At 65.9% G+C, this 16,994-nt stretch carries 12 protein-coding genes and 2 tRNA genes; 3 read left to right on the top strand and 11 right to left on the bottom strand.

The window, feature by feature from the left end:
• Nucleotides 1-127 precede the first annotated feature (127 nt).
• Nucleotides 128-1,726: an ArnT family glycosyltransferase gene (locus BLQ74_RS12350; protein ID WP_090262850.1), complete on the top strand. Its 1,599-nt coding sequence runs from the start codon at nucleotides 128-130 to the stop codon at nucleotides 1,724-1,726.
• Here BLQ74_RS12350 and BLQ74_RS12345 read toward each other — a convergent pair.
• Nucleotides 1,679-2,140 (bottom strand): YehS family protein, encoded by a 462-nt coding sequence (locus tag BLQ74_RS12345; RefSeq protein ID WP_090262849.1) that lies wholly within the window; start codon nucleotides 2,138-2,140, stop codon nucleotides 1,679-1,681. The two genes, BLQ74_RS12350 and BLQ74_RS12345, sit on opposite strands and share 48 nt — an antisense overlap.
• Before the next feature lie 65 nt (nucleotides 2,141-2,205).
• On the bottom strand, nucleotides 2,206-3,528 hold the full coding sequence (gene rimO, locus BLQ74_RS12340) for a 30S ribosomal protein S12 methylthiotransferase RimO (RefSeq protein WP_090262848.1): 1,323 nt from the start codon (nucleotides 3,526-3,528) through the stop codon (nucleotides 2,206-2,208).
• 245 nt (nucleotides 3,529-3,773) lie between these two features.
• Between rimO and BLQ74_RS12335 the strand changes: the two genes are divergently transcribed.
• Nucleotides 3,774-5,678: a potassium transporter Kup gene (locus BLQ74_RS12335; RefSeq protein ID WP_090262847.1), complete on the top strand. Its 1,905-nt coding sequence runs from the start codon at nucleotides 3,774-3,776 to the stop codon at nucleotides 5,676-5,678.
• A 72-nt stretch (nucleotides 5,679-5,750) separates the two neighbouring features.
• Here BLQ74_RS12335 and BLQ74_RS12330 read toward each other — a convergent pair whose 3' ends face one another.
• The 5 genes from BLQ74_RS12330 to BLQ74_RS12310 form a co-directional block, all read right to left on the bottom strand.
• Nucleotides 5,751-6,314 carry a cytochrome b gene (locus tag BLQ74_RS12330; RefSeq protein ID WP_090262846.1) on the bottom strand — a complete coding sequence of 188 codons (564 nt, stop codon included), beginning with the start codon at nucleotides 6,312-6,314 and terminating at the stop codon, nucleotides 5,751-5,753.
• Nucleotides 6,315-6,459: 145 nt separating this feature from the next.
• Nucleotides 6,460-7,734: a virulence factor family protein gene (locus BLQ74_RS12325; protein WP_090262845.1), complete on the bottom strand. Its 1,275-nt coding sequence runs from the start codon at nucleotides 7,732-7,734 to the stop codon at nucleotides 6,460-6,462.
• Nucleotide 7,735: 1 nt separating this feature from the next.
• Nucleotides 7,736-10,369 (bottom strand): bifunctional lysylphosphatidylglycerol flippase/synthetase MprF, encoded by a 2,634-nt coding sequence (mprF, locus tag BLQ74_RS12320; protein WP_090262844.1) that lies wholly within the window; start codon nucleotides 10,367-10,369, stop codon nucleotides 7,736-7,738.
• A 163-nt stretch (nucleotides 10,370-10,532) separates the two neighbouring features.
• Nucleotides 10,533-10,609 (bottom strand) — tRNA-Met (locus BLQ74_RS12315).
• Between the two features lie 115 nt (nucleotides 10,610-10,724).
• Nucleotides 10,725-10,801, bottom strand: a tRNA-Met gene (locus BLQ74_RS12310).
• A gap of 363 nt (nucleotides 10,802-11,164) precedes the next feature.
• On the opposite strand from BLQ74_RS12310, the gene dinB reads away from it, so the two are divergent.
• A complete protein-coding gene (dinB, locus tag BLQ74_RS12305) occupies nucleotides 11,165-12,223 on the top strand; it encodes a DNA polymerase IV (RefSeq protein ID WP_090262843.1) in 1,059 nt (352 codons plus the stop codon).
• A 93-nt stretch (nucleotides 12,224-12,316) separates the two neighbouring features.
• Here dinB and BLQ74_RS12300 read toward each other — a convergent pair whose 3' ends face one another.
• The 4 genes from BLQ74_RS12300 to BLQ74_RS12285 are packed head-to-tail and all read right to left on the bottom strand — an operon-like array spanning nucleotide 12,317 to nucleotide 16,955.
• A complete protein-coding gene (locus BLQ74_RS12300) occupies nucleotides 12,317-12,718 on the bottom strand; it encodes an META domain-containing protein (protein WP_090262842.1) in 402 nt (133 codons plus the stop codon).
• Nucleotides 12,715-13,155 carry a hypothetical protein gene (locus tag BLQ74_RS12295; protein ID WP_090262841.1) on the bottom strand — a complete coding sequence of 147 codons (441 nt, stop codon included), beginning with the start codon at nucleotides 13,153-13,155 and terminating at the stop codon, nucleotides 12,715-12,717. The genes BLQ74_RS12300 and BLQ74_RS12295 overlap by 4 nt, the downstream gene beginning before the upstream one ends.
• 36 nt (nucleotides 13,156-13,191) lie before the next feature.
• Nucleotides 13,192-14,181 carry a 2-hydroxyacid dehydrogenase gene (locus BLQ74_RS12290; RefSeq protein WP_090262840.1) on the bottom strand — a complete coding sequence of 330 codons (990 nt, stop codon included), beginning with the start codon at nucleotides 14,179-14,181 and terminating at the stop codon, nucleotides 13,192-13,194.
• 8 nt (nucleotides 14,182-14,189) lie between these two features.
• Nucleotides 14,190-16,955: an ATP-binding protein gene (locus BLQ74_RS12285; protein ID WP_090262839.1), complete on the bottom strand. Its 2,766-nt coding sequence runs from the start codon at nucleotides 16,953-16,955 to the stop codon at nucleotides 14,190-14,192.
• Between the last annotated feature and the right edge of the window lie 39 nt (nucleotides 16,956-16,994).

Genomic DNA, 16,994 nt, shown 5'->3' with positions numbered 1-16,994 from the left:
CGAGCCCCGCGGCGTCACATCGGTTCTACGCTTCCTTAACCTGCGCGTAACGAACCGCTGGCTACTGTTTGCGCGCCGCGGCATTGCTGCGCGCAAAGGGTCGTCGGAACTGGCGTGGAGAGGCTGGATGAATTTCTTGAGAACGGATCGCGGGGCCCTGGTGTTTCTGCTCGTCGCGAGCGCCGTGATTCTGCTGTTGGGACTGGGCATGCGCGAGGTCTGGGGACCGGAGATCCGCTGGGGAGTGATCACCCTGCGCATGCTGCAGTCGGGCGATTACCTGGACCCTTACCTGGCTGGTACGGCCTATTACGACAAGCCGCTGCTGACCTACTGGCTGATCGCCGCGCCGGCGAAGCTGTTCGGGCTGAACAACTGGACGCTGCGCTGGAGTTCGGTGTTCGCCGGCTGGGGCAGTGTCTGGCTGATCTATCTGCTCGGCGAGCGCCTGTTCCGCAAGGGCACCGGGCTGGTGGCCGGCTGGCTGCTGGCGACGACCTTTTATTTCGCCTTCTGGTCGCGTGTCGCCACCGCCGACATCCTGACCGTGTTCGGCTTGCTCGGCGCCCTCTACTGGTACTGGCGCGGGCCCGAGGACACGCGCTTCGGCCGTTATCTGGTGTTCTGCCTGATCCTGACGCTGACGTCGCTGTGCAAGGGCCTGATCGGCTTCGTCCTGCCGGCGCTGGCGCTGCTGCCCCATCTGATTCCCCAGGGACGCTGGAAACGCCACCTGAACCTGCGTCTGCTGGCAGCGCTTGCCGTCTCCGCGCTGGTCTACATGATTCCCTTCCTGCTCTCCCACCTGTATGGCGCGCCCAGCTATGGCGAGAGCGGCCTGGCGCTGGTGTTCCGCGAGAACGTGGTGCGGTTCTTCCGGCCGTTCGACCACATGGGACCGATCTACACCTATCTGATCTACTTGCCGGTCTACACCTTGCCCTGGGCGCCGCTGTGGATCGCCGGGTTGTGGCTGGCGCTGCGCAACTGGAAAACCCTGGACGGCAACGAGCGCTGGCTGCTCTGGGCGCTAGGTCTGCTGTTCCTGTTCTTCACCGCCAGTGGCAGCCGGCGGAGCTACTATGTGTTGCCCCTGGTGCCCTTTGCCCAACTTCTCGCGGCCTGGTGGCTGATGCGCCGCCGCGAGGCGCGCCAGCGTGCCGGTCTGCCCGCCGGCAAGGTCTGGAGCCGGACGGTCGCGGTCGTGGCGGCGCTGCTCCTGCTGGTGCTCGGTGTCGTCTATCCGTGGAGCAATAGCGGTGGCGGCGTCATGGGCCTGGCCGAGGATCTGCACACTGAGGCCGCGCGCGTCGCGCCCTGGTCGCAGTGGCGGGTGGTGATGCTCGGCGATATCGACCGCAAGCTACCGCTCTACCTGGAGCTACATGGGCAGCCGCAGGCCGAACCCTTCCTCTACGTGCCCGAGAGCGCGGATTACCCGCGCAACGGTGACAGTGCCGCCTTGTTCGCCTGGCTGCAGCGCTACACCGGACATGCCTGGGACCCGCAGCGCAGTGTGCTGATCGTCAATGTGCGGGGCAAAGGCGAGATTCCGCTGGCCTACCTGAGCGCAGACCACCGGCAGATCGAAGAACGCCAGAACAATGGCCAGCGTTTCGCCAAGAAGCGCCAGGGCGAGCACAGCCTGGCGTATCTTCCGCAGGCCGGCGCGACGCCCTCAGCCACGCAGACGGAGCGTCAGCCCGCGGAGAAGGTTGCGCAGTAGCTGGTCGCCGCACGGCCGGTAGTTGGCGTGCTCCGGCTTGCGGAAGAGGGCGCTGAGTTCGGCCTTGGACAAGGGCAAGCCGGCGTCGGCGAGGATCGCATGGAGGTCCTCGTCGCGCAGCTCGAAGGCCACGCGCAGCTTCTTCAGCACCTGATTGTTGTTCAGCGGCAGCTCCAGCGCCGGCAGCGGTCGGCTGTCGTCGCGGCCGCGGCGATGCACGACCAGGCCGTCGAGGAAGCGCGCCAATTCGGCGTCCGAGCAGGCGCGATAGTCGGCCTCATCCTCGCGCAGGAGCATGCTCGCGATCTCCGCTGCGCTTAGCTCCAGGCCGGCCAGGCGGGCGATGTCCGCCATCTCGGCGTCGCTGATGTCGAGGGTGTAGCGCAGGCTGCGCAGAATGTCGTTGTTGAGCACGGGTGCCTCCAGGCGCAAAGAGAAAGCCCCGCGAGGCGGGGCTTTCGGTGGACTCCAGGTGGTTCTCAGGCCAGTTCGGCCCAGAGGTCGTACTCGTCGGCGTCGGTGATGCGCACGCGCACCTTGTCACCGGGCTTGACGTCGAAGCTGTCGATGTAGATCGCGCCGTCGATTTCCGGGGCATCGGCCCAGGAGCGGCCGACCGCGCCCTGATCGTCCACTTCGTCGATCAGTACCTCGATTTCCTTGCCGATCTTCAGTTGCAGGCGCGCGGCGGAGATGGCCTGCTGGTGCGCCATGAAGCGCTCCCAGCGCTCCTGCTTGATGTCATCCGGCACCGGCTCCAGACCCAGATCGTTGGCGGGCGCGCCTTCCACCGGCGAGTACTGGAAGCAGCCGACGCGGTCGAGCTGGGCTTCGGTCAGCCAGTCGAGCAAATACTGGAAGTCTTCTTCGGTCTCGCCGGGGAAGCCGACGATAAAGGTCGAGCGGATGGTCAGTTCCGGGCAGATTTCGCGCCACTGCTTGATACGGGCCAGGGTCTTGTCTTCGAAGGCTGGGCGTTTCATGGCCTTGAGCACTTTCGGGCTGGCGTGCTGGAAGGGGATATCCAGGTAGGGCAGCAGCTTGCCTTCGGCCATCAGCGGGATGACCTCGTCGACGTTGGGGTACGGGTAGACGTAATGCAGACGCACCCACACGCCCATGCTCGACAGCGCCTGACACAGCTCCAGCATGCGGGTCTTCACCGGCTGGCCGTCCCAGAAGTCCAGCTTGTACTTCAGGTCGACGCCGTAGGCGCTGGTGTCCTGGGAGATCACCAGCAGCTCCTTGACCCCAGCCTTGACCAGGCGCTGGGCCTCGCTGAGCACGTCGCCGACCGGACGGCTGACCAGCTTGCCGCGCATCGACGGGATGATGCAGAAGCTGCAGCTGTGGTTGCAGCCTTCGGAAATCTTCAGGTAGGCGTAGTGGCGCGGGGTCAGCTTGATGCCCTGCGGCGGGACCAGGTCGATCAGCGGGTTGTGCTCGGCCTTCGGCGGTACCACCTCGTGCACGGCGCTGACCACCTGCTCGTACTGCTGCGGGCCGGTGACGGCCAGGACGCTGGGGTGCACGTCACGGATACTGTCTTCGGAGACGCCCATGCAGCCGGTAACGATGACCTTGCCGTTCTCGGCGATGGCTTCGCCAATGGCATCCAGGGATTCGGCCTTGGCGCTGTCGATGAAACCGCAGGTGTTGACCACCACGACGTCGGCGTCCTCGTAGGTGGGCACGATTTCGTAGCCCTCCATGCGCAATTGGGTGAGGATGCGCTCGGAATCGACGGTCGCTTTCGGGCAACCCAGGGAGACGAATCCGACTTTCGGCGTAGCGGTGGACATGTGCGGCTAACCTCGAAGGGCGCGCTGATGGCGCCTCTGATCAAAAAGTGCGCAATTCTACCGGCAGCCCGCGTGCTTGACCAGCCTCCGTGAGGCAACCTGTCGCAGGTGGCCGGATTGCGTGTAGAACAGGGTAATCCGCCGCATCTCCCTCTATAGTCATTCAAATCAAGACTTCGCGACTCTTGCATCGCCGAGTGTGTCGGAGCAGGATGCGCCGAATTTTTTCAGAGGAATTCTGTTACATGTCGCATGCCCGCGCTGGAATCGCAGAGGACCAGGAGCGCCACTCCAGCTCTCCCCTAGGCATGATGGTGGCCGCTATCGGCGTGGTGTACGGGGATATCGGCACTAGCCCGCTGTACACCCTCAAGGAAGTCTTCGTCGGAGGTTATGGGGTGGAGGTCGGCCACGACGCCATCCTCGGCATTCTCTCGCTGATCTTCTGGTCGTTGATCTGGGTCGTGTCGATCAAGTACGTGCTCTTCGTTCTGCGCGCCGACAACCAGGGCGAGGGCGGGGTGATGGCGTTGACCGCCCTGGCGCGCCGCGCCGCGCATGAGCATCCGCGGCTGAGCTCGATCCTGGTGGTGCTCGGCCTGTTCGGCGCCTCGCTGTTCTACGGCGACAGCATGATCACCCCGGCGATCTCGGTGCTCTCGGCGATCGAGGGCCTGGAGATCGCCTTCGCCGGCCTGGAACACTGGGTGGTGCCGCTTTCGCTGATCGTGCTGGTCGGCCTGTTCCTCATCCAGCGCCATGGCACCGCGCGCATCGGCATCCTGTTCGGTCCGGTGATGGTGCTCTGGTTCGTCGTCCTGGGGGTGCTGGGCATCTATGGCATCTACCAGCACCCGGTAGTGCTGCAGGCGATGAACCCTTATTGGGCCGTGCATTTCTTCATCATTCACCCGGGCATCGGCGTGGCCATCCTGGGCGCCACCGTGCTGGCGCTGACCGGCGCCGAGGCGCTCTACGCCGACATGGGACACTTCGGCCGCAAGCCGATTGCCCGCGCCTGGTTCGCCCTGGTGCTGCCGGCGCTGGTGCTGAACTACTTCGGCCAGGGCGCGATGATCCTGTTCGACCCGGAGTCCGCGCGTAATCCCTTCTACCTGCTGGCGCCTTCCTGGGCCTTGCTGCCGATGGTGGCGCTGTCCACCGTGGCCACGGTGATCGCGTCCCAGGCCGTGATTTCCGGCGCCTTCTCGCTGACCCGCCAGGCCATCCAGCTCGGCTTCGTGCCGCGCATGTTCGTCCAGCACACCTCCAGCCACGAGCAGGGGCAGATCTACATCTCCGGGGTCAACTGGGCGCTGATGGTCGGCGTGGTCCTGCTGGTGCTCGGTTTCGAGTCCTCCGCGGCCCTGGCCTCGGCCTACGGCGTGGCGGTGACCGGGACCATGCTGGTGACCACCCTGCTGATGGGCGTGGTGTTCTGGCTGCACTGGAAATGGCCGCTGTGGCTGGCCATCCCGTTCTTCTGCCTGATGCTGCTGGTGGATTCGCTGTTCTTCTCGGCGAACCTGCCGAAGATGGTCCAGGGCGGCGCCTTCCCGGTGGTCGCCGGGGTCGCGCTGTTCATCCTCATGACCACCTGGAAGCGTGGCCGTCAGTTGCTCTGGGATCGCCTCGACGAGGGTTCGCTGCCGCTGCCGCTGTTCATCGCCAGTATCCGTTCGCAGCCGCCGCACCGGGTACAGGGCACGGCCGTGTTCCTCACCGCGCGCACCGACGCCGTGCCCCACGCGCTGTTGCACAACCTGCTGCACAACCAGGTGCTGCACGAGCAGGTGGTGCTGCTCACTGTGGTCAACGAAGACAGCCCGCGCGTGGCGCCGGATCGTCGCTTCGAGGTGGATGCCTATGGCGAGGGCTTCTTCCGCGTGGTGCTGCACTTCGGCTTCATGGAGGACCCGGACATCCCGTCGGCGCTGAAGTACTGCCACCTCAACGAACTCGACTTCAGTCCCATGCGCACCACCTACTTCCTCAGCCGCGAGACGGTGATTCCGTCGAAACGCATCGGCATGGCGCGCTGGCGCGAGGGGCTGTTCGCATTCCTGCTGAAGAATGCCAACAGCAACCTGCGCTACTTCAATCTGCCGTTGAACCGGGTGATCGAGCTGGGTACCCAGGTCGAGATCTGACCGGCGATACAATCCGACGGGCAATAAAAAAGGCGCGCTTGAATCAAGCGCGCCTTTTCTTTTCTGCTCGGCTTATTCCGGCTTGGCTTCGCCGGGTCCCGGCATCATCCGCACCAGGGTGTTGTCTCGGCTGACGTAATGGTGGAACAGTCCGGCCGCGGCGTGCAGGCCGATCAGCCAGTAGCCGATGTTGGCCAGGGTTTCATGCCATTCCTTGGCCTGCTTGGCCAGGCCCGGGTTTTCGCTGACCAGCGGCGGCAGCTCGATGCCCCAGAACGGGATCGGTTTGCCGGCGGCGCTGAGGATCAGCCAGCCGGCGAAGGGCGCGCCAATCATCAGGACGTAGAGTGCCAGGTGCATCAGTTTCGACGCGCCCGCCTGCCAGGCTGGCGGTGCCGGAACGATCGGCGGCGTCGGGTAGATCAGGCGGCCGATCAGGCGTAGCCAGACCAGGGCGAAGACGCTCAAGCCCAGCATGAAGTGCCATTGCTTGAACAGCTCGCGGGTTTCACTGCCTTTCGGGAAGTTGCCTTTCAACTCGATGGCGGCGTAGACGCCAGCGATCAATACGAGCATCAGCCAGTGCATGGCGATGGTCAGGCCGCCATAGCGGCGGGGGGGATTCAACGATTTCATCAGGGCTCCTTGCGTTCTTAGACTTTCCCGCAGGGTGGAGGCGGGGGCTGACGCTACTCTGCAGCGGCAGGCTTAAGCCAGCCTGAAGATAGACTGGCGGCCTGCAGTTTAGCGCGCAAGGGGCAGTGAGGCGCCATGCGCCAGGTCAGGTTGCGTTGGGTGGGACCTGGCGGGAGCGGATGGCGTTGACCAGGCGTTTGGCCAGCGCCGGGTAGTTTTCGTCGAAGTGGTGGCCGCCGGGCAGTTCGAGGTTTTCGCCGACCGCCTGGGGCTGGGTGCAGCCGCTCTCGTCCTTTTCGTCGATGCCGTACACGCAGAACACCTTGGGTGCCGGCAAGCGTGCCAGTTCGGGACCCGTGGCGGCTTCCTTGCCGGCCTTGCCGAGCCAGCCTTGCACTTCGATCTCGAAGCTGCCGCTGCGCGCCAGGGCCAGCAGCAGGACGGTGCTGATCTGCTGCTTGTCTTCTTCCGGCAGGCGGTTGTAGATCGCCGGCAGCACGTCGGCGCCGAACGAGTAACCGGCCAGGACGAAGTGCTTGGCGCCCCATTTCTCCCGGTAGTGCTGCATCAGCAGGGCAAGGTCGGCGGCGCTCTGCTCCGGGCTCTTGTGCTCCCAGAAATAGCGCAGCGCATCGACCCCGACCACGGGGTAGCCCAGTTCGGCCATCTGCCCGGCGACGTCGCGGTCGAGGTCGCGCCAGCCACCATCGCCGGAATAGAACAGGGTCACGGTTTCCGAGGGCTTGGCGGCGGGTACTTCGACCACCGGGAAGCTGTCTCCGCTGCCCTGGATGAGGCGCTTGAGCTGGTCGTTGAGCACTACCGGCAGGCTGTCGTAGTAGTTGGCGATGACGGTTTCGGCGTTTTGCTGGTCGCGGGTGAAGGCCGCGCTGGCGTCGTCCGGGTTGTCGTTCCAGGCGGCGACCCAGTGGCCGTGGGCCGCGCTCTTCGGCAGCGGCGGGGTGTCGCAGTCGGGCTTGGATAGGGCAAAGCCCACCGACAGCGCTTTGGCCTTGTCGTTGCTCTGTCCGGCGAGCCAGCGCCAGGCGTAGGCGCTGCCCGGGCCGATGCCGGCGACCAGCGTCGGTTGGCCGTCGAGCAGTTTCAGGCCGGCCTGGGCGCGGGCCTGCTGGGCGGCGCAGTCCTTTTCCGGGAATACGAACTGCACGACCCGGGCGCCGTTGTCATGGGCCAGGGCGAGCAGCTGAGCGTCGTCGAGTTTCTGTTCCTGGGTCACGGCGAGCAGCACCAGGGCGCTGGGTTGCTTGCTGGGAATGGCCAGGGTCGCGGGGCTGCCATCGGGGAGCTGGCTGTGTGCCAGGCGAGCCGGCGACGGGGTGAGGAACCAGTACAGCAGTCCACCGATGGAGGCGAGCAGTAGAAGAGCGATGGCCAGAAGGCGCCAACGACGTTTCAGCATTTCAGCGTTTCACCAATCCAGTCAGGCCGCCTGCGATCAGGGCGGCGGTGTCGGCCAGGGCTACCAGCGGATCCAGTCCGGCGGGCACGGCCAGGTAACGGGGCTCCCAGTCGGGCTGGAACTTGTCCTTGAAGCGGCGCAGCCCCTGGAAGTTGTAGAACTGCTCGCCACGGTGGAACACCAGGGCGCCCAGGCGTTGGGTCAGGGGCGCGCCGCGGCGTGGCTGCAGACCGGACAGCGGCACCATGCCGAGGCTGAAGCGCGCGTAGCCGTGTTCCTTGTAGTGCAGGATCAGGCCGATCATGAGGAATTCCATGGTCATCTTCGGTGCATCCGGCAGGGCCCGCATCAGGTCCAGGCTGGACAGTTCCTTGCTGTGGGTCTCCAGCAGGTTGGCGAAGGCCACCGCACGGCCCTGGTGACGTACCACGGCGACTCGGAAATAGCGTAGATACTCCGGGGTGAAACGGCCCAGGGAGAAGCCCTTTTCGCGGACGTTCTTGCCACCCAGCCAGGCATCGGAAATGGCTTTCAGTTCATCCATCGGCGCTTGCCCGGCATCGTAGAACTCGACGGCCAGGCCGTCGCGCTGGCCGCGGTTCCAGGTATAGCGCAGGTCCTTCATGTCCTTGCCCTTGCTTTCCAGGTCGAAGCGGCGCAGGTCGACGCGGGCTTCTTCACCGAGCTTCAGGGCGGTCAGGCCGATATCCATGTAGAACGGCAGGTTTTCCGCGCGTACCTGGTAGAACACCGGGCGGGCATGGTGCAGGTCGCAGAGATCGCGGAATTGCCAGATCAGCTCGGCGCGGGCCTGGGTCGGGCCAATCGGGTCATACAGCGCCACCAGGCTGCGGCCGCGCCGGGCATACATGAGGAATGCCTCGTTGGCGGGGTGGAACAGCAGCGCCTTGTCGCCGGAAAGCGCCAGGCCGCCATCCGGTTGTTCGGATTGCGCGAGGATGCGGGCCGCGTTGTCCAGGTCCTCGGGGCTCGGCTCGTGGATCGCCGGGGGCTTGGTGCGTAGCAGCCAGGCCAGGCTGACGGCGGTCAACAGCAGGCAACTGCCGAGGGCGGCGCGCAGGCCGCGGGGCGCGTCGGCATCGAGGGCGAACTGCCACCAGAGCTCCTGGCTATAGGGCACGTCCTGGTAGGCGAAGAGGAACAGCCAGATGGACGCCGCCACCACGCAGGCGCTGGCGGCCAGGTAAAGCGGCGAGAAAGGCACGTCCATCAGACGGCTGCGGCGATAGAAGGAGCGGCGGAACACCAGCAGAAGCAGGGCGGTGGAGCCCAGTTCGCTGGCTTCTTCCCAGTCCATCCCCTTGAGCAGCGAGAGCACCGCGCCGGTCACCAGCAGTACCAGGGTCAGCGCCCAGGCCGCCGACAGGCGCCGGCGCAGGCCGTGGGCCAGGAGCAGGCAAAGCACGCCGATCAGGCTGGCGGCGAAGTGCGAGGCATCGACCAGGCGGTGCGGGATCAGGAAGTCGAGCAACTCCAGGCGCGAGTCGATGGAGGGGGTGACGCCGGAGAACAGCAGAACGACGCCGGAAATGAACACCAGCACCGCCAGCACCGGCGCCGCCAGACCCGAAGCCACACGCATGGCCTGGCGCGTCACCAGCAAGCGTCGGGCCTCGACCGTCAGCAGCAGCAGGCAGGCCACCAGCAATGGCAGCACGACATAGATCAGGCGATAGAGCAGCAGCGCAGCGGCGAGCGGGGCGGCGCCCAGTTGACCGGCGAAGGCGGCCAGGAGGATGGCCTCGAACACACCGACGCCGCCGGGCACGTGACTGAGCACACCGGCGGCCAGGGCGATCATGTAGATCAACAGGAAGGCGCCGAAGGGCGGCGCCTCCGGCAGCAACAGGTAGAGCACCGTGGCGGCGGCGGCGACGTCCAGCGCGGTTATCACCAGTTGCAGCAGCGACAGGCGCAGGCTCGGCAGGCGCACGGAGCGGTGGCCGACGCGGATCAGTTGGCTGTCCGGCGAGGGCTGCTCGGGCAGGCGCCGACGCTCCATGCCGATCACCAGCAAGACGCAGAACACCAGGATGGCCGCGGCCAGTACCCCGACCAGCCACGGCGGCAGGTGCAGTGCCAGGGAGGCATCGGGCAGATCGCTCAGCGCGGCCATGGCGGCGAGGATCGGCAGTGCGCAGCCCAGCGAGAGGCTGGCGAAGAGGGTCATGCGCGCCACTTCGATGGCGTTCAGGCCGACCCGTGCATAGAGGCGGTAGCGCACCGAGCCGCCGGACAGCATCGACAGGCCCACCGCGTTGCCGATGGCGAACGCGGTGAAACCGCCGGTCAGCAGGCTCGGCAGTGGCAGCTTCACGCCGGCGAAGTGGGTGGCCGACCATTCATAGCCGAGGAGAATGATGAAGCCGGCGACGGTTGCGCCGAAGGCGCCGAGCAAGGATTGGGTGGGGACGTCGAGGATGGCGTCGTGCAGGGAGTAGGGGTCGATGTCGCGCAGCAGGTGATAACAGGCAATCAACGCCAGGCTGAACAGCAGCAGCGTGACGCCGATGCCGAATTGCTGGCGATGGGCGCTGACCCACTCCAGTAGGCGATGCCGGGGGACGGCGCTGGGCGTTACGGGTGTATCGGGCGCAGTAGGGTTGGCGCGCATCGGGCACCTCAGTGGTTTCTGCGCGACAGAATGGGGGTGCCGTCGCGGTTTCCCAAGTCCATGGGGCGAATTATCTTCATTATGAACAGCGAGCGCCTGATATAGCTCGGTTTTCTCAATACAACGAAAAAGGCCACTCGAGAGAGTGGCCTTTTTCTGTGTTTGGTTGCGGGAGCTGGATTTGAACCAACGACCTTCGGGTTATGAGCCCGACGAGCTACCAGACTGCTCCATCCCGCGCCGGCCATTCTACGGAAATGAAAGCTGCTGTCAATCGATTTCTTCTTTTGGATCAATAATTTAAATCGAGGCGCAAATGAAAAAGGCCACTCCGAAGAGTGGCCTTTTCTGTAATTGGTTGCGGGAGCTGGATTTGAACCAACGACCTTCGGGTTATGAGCCCGACGAGCTACCAGACTGCTCCATCCCGCGCCGGCCATTCTACTCAGGATGACTACCCTGTCAATCTAAAGTTTGGAAAAAGTGGTTTTTCTTCAGATGCTTAGCGAACTGGAACGGTTTCCTTTGCGGTCCCGGGCCTTGCCGCCAGGGGCTATGCGGCGATTTGTCGGTGCGTCCGGCGACCGAGGCCACAGGTCGGCCGCTCGCTGCGCCGGATCTGGTCGAGCCCTTCGATTGCCAGGGCGTGCGGGACTATATAAGAGAAGAGGCTCCGACAGGCGCCGTCTGCGGGCGAGCCAAGCCGGTCGGGCAGCGGTATCATGCGCCGCTGGCTGGCCGCCCCGCGGATGCCATGACCAGTCGTCCCCGCATTGACCCTGTCCGTCCGCCGCCATGCCGCAACGAAAGATCATCCACATCGACTGCGACTGCTTCTATGCCGCCATCGAGATGCGCGACGACCCTAGCCTGGTGGGCAAACCGCTGGCGGTGGGCGGTTCGCCGGACAAGCGTGGCGTGGTCGCGACCTGCAATTACGAGGCGCGCGCCTACGGCCTGCATTCGGCCATGGCCATGCGCACGGCGGTCAAGCTGTGCCCCGACCTGACCATCGTTCGGCCGCGCATGGATGTGTACAAGAGCGTCTCCCGGGAGATCCAGGCGATCTTCCGCGACTACACCGATCTGATCGAGCCGCTGTCGCTGGATGAGGCCTATCTCGATGTCAGCGATTGCCCGCACTTTGCCGGAAGCGCCACGCGCATTGCCCAGGACATCCGCCGACGCGTCTGGACCTCGCTGCGTATCACGGTTTCGGCGGGCGTGGCGCCGAACAAGTTTCTCGCCAAGATCGCCAGCGACTGGCGCAAGCCCGATGGCTTGTTCGTCATTACCCCGGATCAGGTCGAGGCCTTCGTCGCCGAACTACCGGTGAAGAAACTGCATGGGGTGGGCAAGGTCACCGCCGAGAAGCTGGCGCGCCTGGGCATCCAGAACTGCCTGCAACTGCGCGACTGGTCGCGCCTGGCGCTGGTCCGTGAGTTCGGCAGTTTCGGCGAGCGCTTGTGGAACCTGGCCCATGGCATCGACGAGCGCCCGGTGGAGGTGGACAGCCGGCGGCAGTCGATCAGCGTAGAGAACACCTTCGACCGCGACCTGCCGGACATGGATGCCTGTCAGGCGGAATTGCCGGGGCTGCTCGATGAGTTGGCCAGGCGCATGCAGCGCCTGGACGCCAGCTACCAGCCGGGCAAGCCGTTCGTGAAGTTGAAATTCCACGATTTCACCCAGACCACCCTGGAGCAGTCCGGGGCCACGCGCGATCTGGACAGCTACCGGCAACTGCTGGCTCTGGCCTTCCAGCGAGGCGCCAAGCCGGTACGGCTGATTGGCGTCGGGGTCAGGTTGATCGACCTGCGCAGCGGAGACCATGCGCAGTTGAGCCTGTTCTAGCCGGGGGCTCGGGGCTCCCGGCGCGTCCGCGGACTGCCGGCCGGCCGCGCCGGTTCGTGTCGGCAGGGTGGCGGGCCGCGAGGCTACTGCCGGTCAGCTCTCCGGCCACAGGCGGATGGAGCGGCCCGTGGCCGGCCACAGGCGCAGTTGGCCCTGGTCGGTGATTTCCCAGCGTTGAACGTCGCCGAGGGCCTTGATGAAGCGCTGTTCCTGCTCCATCAGTGCGGGCGCGCAGGCCTTCATGGTGCTGCCGGCTTGGCCGAAGCTGAGCTTGTCGCCGTCCAGCTGGTAGCTGGCGAACCAATGGTTGCAGCCGGCGCTGCCGTAGGCCCGGCCCTGGCCATCGAGGGTCAGGGTCAGGTAGCTCCGATCCATCAGCGGGCGTTCGCCAATCCATTCGACCCGGTAGGTCTGGCCACTTTCCGGTTGCGCGGCGTGGTTGGCGCAACCCGCCAGCAGCAGGGCGCCGAGGCCCAGGGCGAGCAATGGCTTCATGCGGGCTCCTTGGCCTGGCAGGCCGGGCAGAGATGGCGGTCGGCCAGCGCGCTCCAGCCGAGTTCGGCGATCCGCGCGCTGGCTGCCGGTGCCTGGGCGCTCTTGCCGAGGCCGGCATCGACGGCGAACTCGAAGTCCAGCATGGTCCCGCAGCCGTCGCACTTGACCTGCCAATTGAGGATGGACAGTTCCTTGAACACCGGGCCCTTGGCCACTGCGGTCCATTGCCCGGGGGGATTGATCAGGTGGCGGACCTTTTCCACCGTCAGGGTCATGCTCAGGTCGCGGCTGCCCTTGAGGCTGACCAGCAGTGTGTCGCCATTCTGCAGCGAGCCGCCGTTGCCGGTGACCTGGTAAAGCCCCGGCGCGAGCGCGCGGCACTCGTTGAGGGTGTGTTGGGGGTTGAGCAGGTTGTAGCGGAAATCGTGTTGAGCCATGAATCCTCCAGAAGACGCCGGCATGCTAGCACGCCATCAGCGATCGACCTGGTTGACGGGGGCGCCGGCTTGCCAGGCGGCGACATTGTTCAGGGTAGTTGCGGCGATGGCCGCCAGCGCTTCGCGGGTGAGGAACGCCTGGTGGGCGGTGATGATGACGTTGGGGAACGTCAGCAGGCGTGCCAGCACGTCGTCCTGCAGGGGCTGGTCGGAGCGGTCGGCGAAGAAGATCTCCGCTTCTTCTTCATAGACGTCCAGCCCCAGGTAGCCAAGCTGGCCGCTCTTCAGCGCCTCGATCAGCGCCGGGGCATCGACCAGCGCGCCACGGCCGGTATTGATCAGCATGGCGCCGCGCTTCATGCGCTGCAGGCTGTGCTCGTCGATCAGGTGCCAGGTGGCGTCGTTGAGCGGACAGTGCAGGCTGATGATGTCGGCGCCGCCGAGCAGTTCGTCGAGCGCGACGAAGCGCCCGCCCAGGGCTTCGATGGCGGGATTCGGGTAGGGGTCGTAGGCCAGCAGCGTGCAGCCGAAACCTTGCATGATCCGGGCGAAGACCGCGCCGATCTGGCCGCTACCGATCACGCCGACGGTCTTGCCATAGAGGTCGAAGCCGGTCAGTCCGTGTAGCGAGAAGTCGCCCTCGCGGGTGCGGTTGTAGGCACGGTTGAGGCGGCGGTTGAGCGCCAGCACCAGGCCCACGGCGTGCTCGGCCACCGCATGCGGCGAATAGGCTGGCACCCGCACCACGGTCAGGCCCAGTTCGCGCGCGGCTTGCAGGTCGACGTGGTTGTAGCCGGCCGAGCGCAGGGCGATCAGCCGCGTGCCGCCGGCCGCCAGGTGTTCCAGCACCGGGCGCGAGAGTTCGTCGTTGACGAAGGGGCAGACCACCTCGAAGCCCATGGCCAGTGCCGCGGTGTCGGTGCGCAGCGCGGTCTGCTGGAAGTGCAGCTCGAAGCCGTGCGGCGGGTTGGCGCCGAGGAAGCTGTCACGGTCGTAGTTCTGGCTGCTGAACAGGATGATGCGCATGGTCGCTCTCAAAGGCTGTCTTGGGGCGTTTTCTGCTCGCTGTGGTTGCCGGCGGCACGGGCCAGTTCGGCAATGGCTCGGTCGAGCTCGTCCAGCGCCGCCGGGGCGTTCGGGTCGTTCTGCTTGAGCAGGGTCTCGCTGCGCTGGCAGGCGGCGCGCAGTTGCGGCACCCCGCAATAGCGGGTAGCGCCGTGCAGGCGATGCACGCGTTCGATCAGGCCGGCGCGGTCGTTGCGTTCGCGGGCCAGGCGGATCGCCTGGCGGTCGGCGGCCAGGGAGGCGAGCAGCATGGCCAGCATGTCGGCGGCGAGGTCGGCCTTGCCGGCCGCCAGGCGCAGCCCCTCGTCGGGGTCGAGCACGCAGAGGCTGGTCGCGGCGGATTGCTCGACGCTGGCCGCGCGGTTGACCAGCGACAGCCCGGTCCACTTGAGCACCACCTGCGCCAGTTGGCGTTCGTCGATCGGCTTGGTCAGGTAGTCATCCATGCCGCCTTGCAGCAGGGCGCGCTTCTCGTTGGCCAGCGCGTGGGCGGTCAGCGCCACGATCGGCACCGGGCTGACCTCGCGCTTGGCCTCCCAGTGGCGAATCGCCGCGGTGGCCTGGCGGCCGTCCATGCCGGGCATCTGCACATCCATGAACAGCATGTCGAAGCGCTCGCGCTGCACCGCGTCGACGGCCGCCGGGCCGTTATCCACCGCCACCACCTCGGCGCCCAGGTCGCTGAGCAGGGTCTGCACCAGCAGCAGGTTGGCCGGGTTGTCGTCGACGCAGAGCAGGCGCGGCACGGCTCGCTCCTCCAGCGGCGACGGCTTGTCCTTGCGCGTCGGGCGCAGGTGCAGCAAGTCATTCAAGGCTTGTTGCAGCTTGCGCGTGCAGGCCGGCTTGCTCTGTACCTGGCCGTCGGGCAGCACGGTGTTGTACAGCGCCTGTTCGACCGTGGGGCAGAGCACCAGGGTCTTGCAGCCGCGTTGCTCGAATTCGCGGATGGTCTGGCGCAGGGCGTCGGGCGTGTGCGTCTGCAGGTTGACCCCGAGCACGGCGAGGGCGATGGGCGATACGCCTTCGACCGGCGTCTCCAGGGCCATGCGCAAGCTGGACAGGTCGCTGAATTCGCTGACCTCCAGGCCGCAATCCTGCAACTGATGGTGCAGCGCGCTGCGGGTCAGTTCGTGCGGCTCGCATAGCGCCACGCGATGCCCGCTGGGCGGCGCCGGGATGCTGTCGTCGCTGTCGTCGCGGGCTTTCGGCAGGGTCAGGCTGATCCAGAATTCGGAGCCTTCGCCGTTGCTGCTGTCGACGCCGATCTCGCCGCCCATCTGCTCGATCAGGCGCTTCGAAATCACCAGCCCCAACCCGGTGCCGCCGGCCTGGCGCGACAGCGAGTTGTCGGCCTGGCTGAAGGCCTGGAACAGGGCGCGCAGGTCGGCGTTGGTCAGGCCGATGCCGGTGTCCTGGACGCTGATGCGCAGTTGCGCGCTGTCTTCGCTCTCGTCCTCGAGCATGGCGCGCACGACGATGCTGCCTTCCTGGGTGAACTTGATCGCGTTGCTCACCAGGTTGGTCAGCACCTGCTTCAGGCGCAGCGGGTCGCCCACCAAGTTGAGCGGGGTGTCGCGGTAGATCAGGCTGACCAGCTCCAGGCTTTTTTCGTGGGCCGCCGGGGCGAGGATGGTGAGGGTGTCCTGAACCAGTTCGCGGAGGTTGAAGGGAATGTTCTCGAGGATCAGCTTGCCGGCCTCGATCTTCGAGAAGTCGAGAATCTCGCTGATGATCCCCAGCAGGCTCTCCGCGGACTTCTGGATGGTCCCCAGGTAGTCCTGCTGGCGCGAGGTCAGCTCACTCTTCTGCAGCAGGTTGGTGAAGCCGATGATGCCGTTCAGCGGTGTGCGGATCTCATGGCTCATGTTGGCGAGGAATTCCGACTTGATGCGGCTGGCCTCCAGGGCTTCCTTGCGCGCCAGGTCCAGTTCGATGTTCTGGATCTCGATGGTCTCCAGGTTCTGCCGCACGTCCTCGGTGGCCTGGTCGATGTTGTGCTGCATTTCTTCCTGGGCGCTCTGCAGCGCCTCGGCCATGCGGTTGATACCGGAGGCGAGTTCGTCCAGCTCATGGCTGCCCAAGGCCGGCAGACGGGTTTCCAGGCGGCCTTCCTTGAGTTGCGCGACACCCTGGGCGATTTCCCTGAGCGGCGCGCTGATCGCCCGGCTCATGCGCAGGGCGAGCAGTGCGGTGACGGCCAGCCCGGTGACGATCAGCAGCAGGCTGGTGAACAGGCTGCGGTAGCCGCGCAGCAGGGTGCCATGGTGCGACAGCTCCAGCTCGACCCAGCCCAGCAGGCGGTCGGCGTCTTCTTCCGGGGTGCCGGAGAGGCTGCGATGGTGCCCCAGGACCGGGAGCAGGAAGTGCGTGGTATCCAAGCTACTGACCATGCTCAGGTGGCTGCCGTCGCCGGCCGGCATGGGCGTAAGGATGCTCGGCCCGGCGTGGGCCAGGCGCAGGCGCTCGGGATTGAGGAAGGTCACCGCGCGCACATCGGGTTGGTCGAGGGCGTCGTTGGCGATGCGCTCCAGCAGCGCCGTATCGCCGAGGGCCAGGGCCGGGGCGGACAAGGGCGCCAGTTGTTCGGCGATCAGTTGGCCGCGCTCGATCAGTTGCGAGCGCATGTCCGACAGCTGCACCCAGGTGAAATAGCCACCGAGCACCATCGCCAGCAGGCTGGTGGGCAGCAGGGTGAGCAGCAACACCCGTCCCTTGATGCCGAGTTCCTTGAACACGCGAGTCCTCCGGTGCGGTTTTTCCCGGCAGTGTAGCGG

It is taken from the genome of Pseudomonas panipatensis (assembly GCF_900099785.1).
Lineage (GTDB): Bacteria > Pseudomonadota > Gammaproteobacteria > Pseudomonadales > Pseudomonadaceae > Pseudomonas > Pseudomonas panipatensis.
This window is presented reverse-complemented; position numbering and strand designations above follow the sequence as displayed.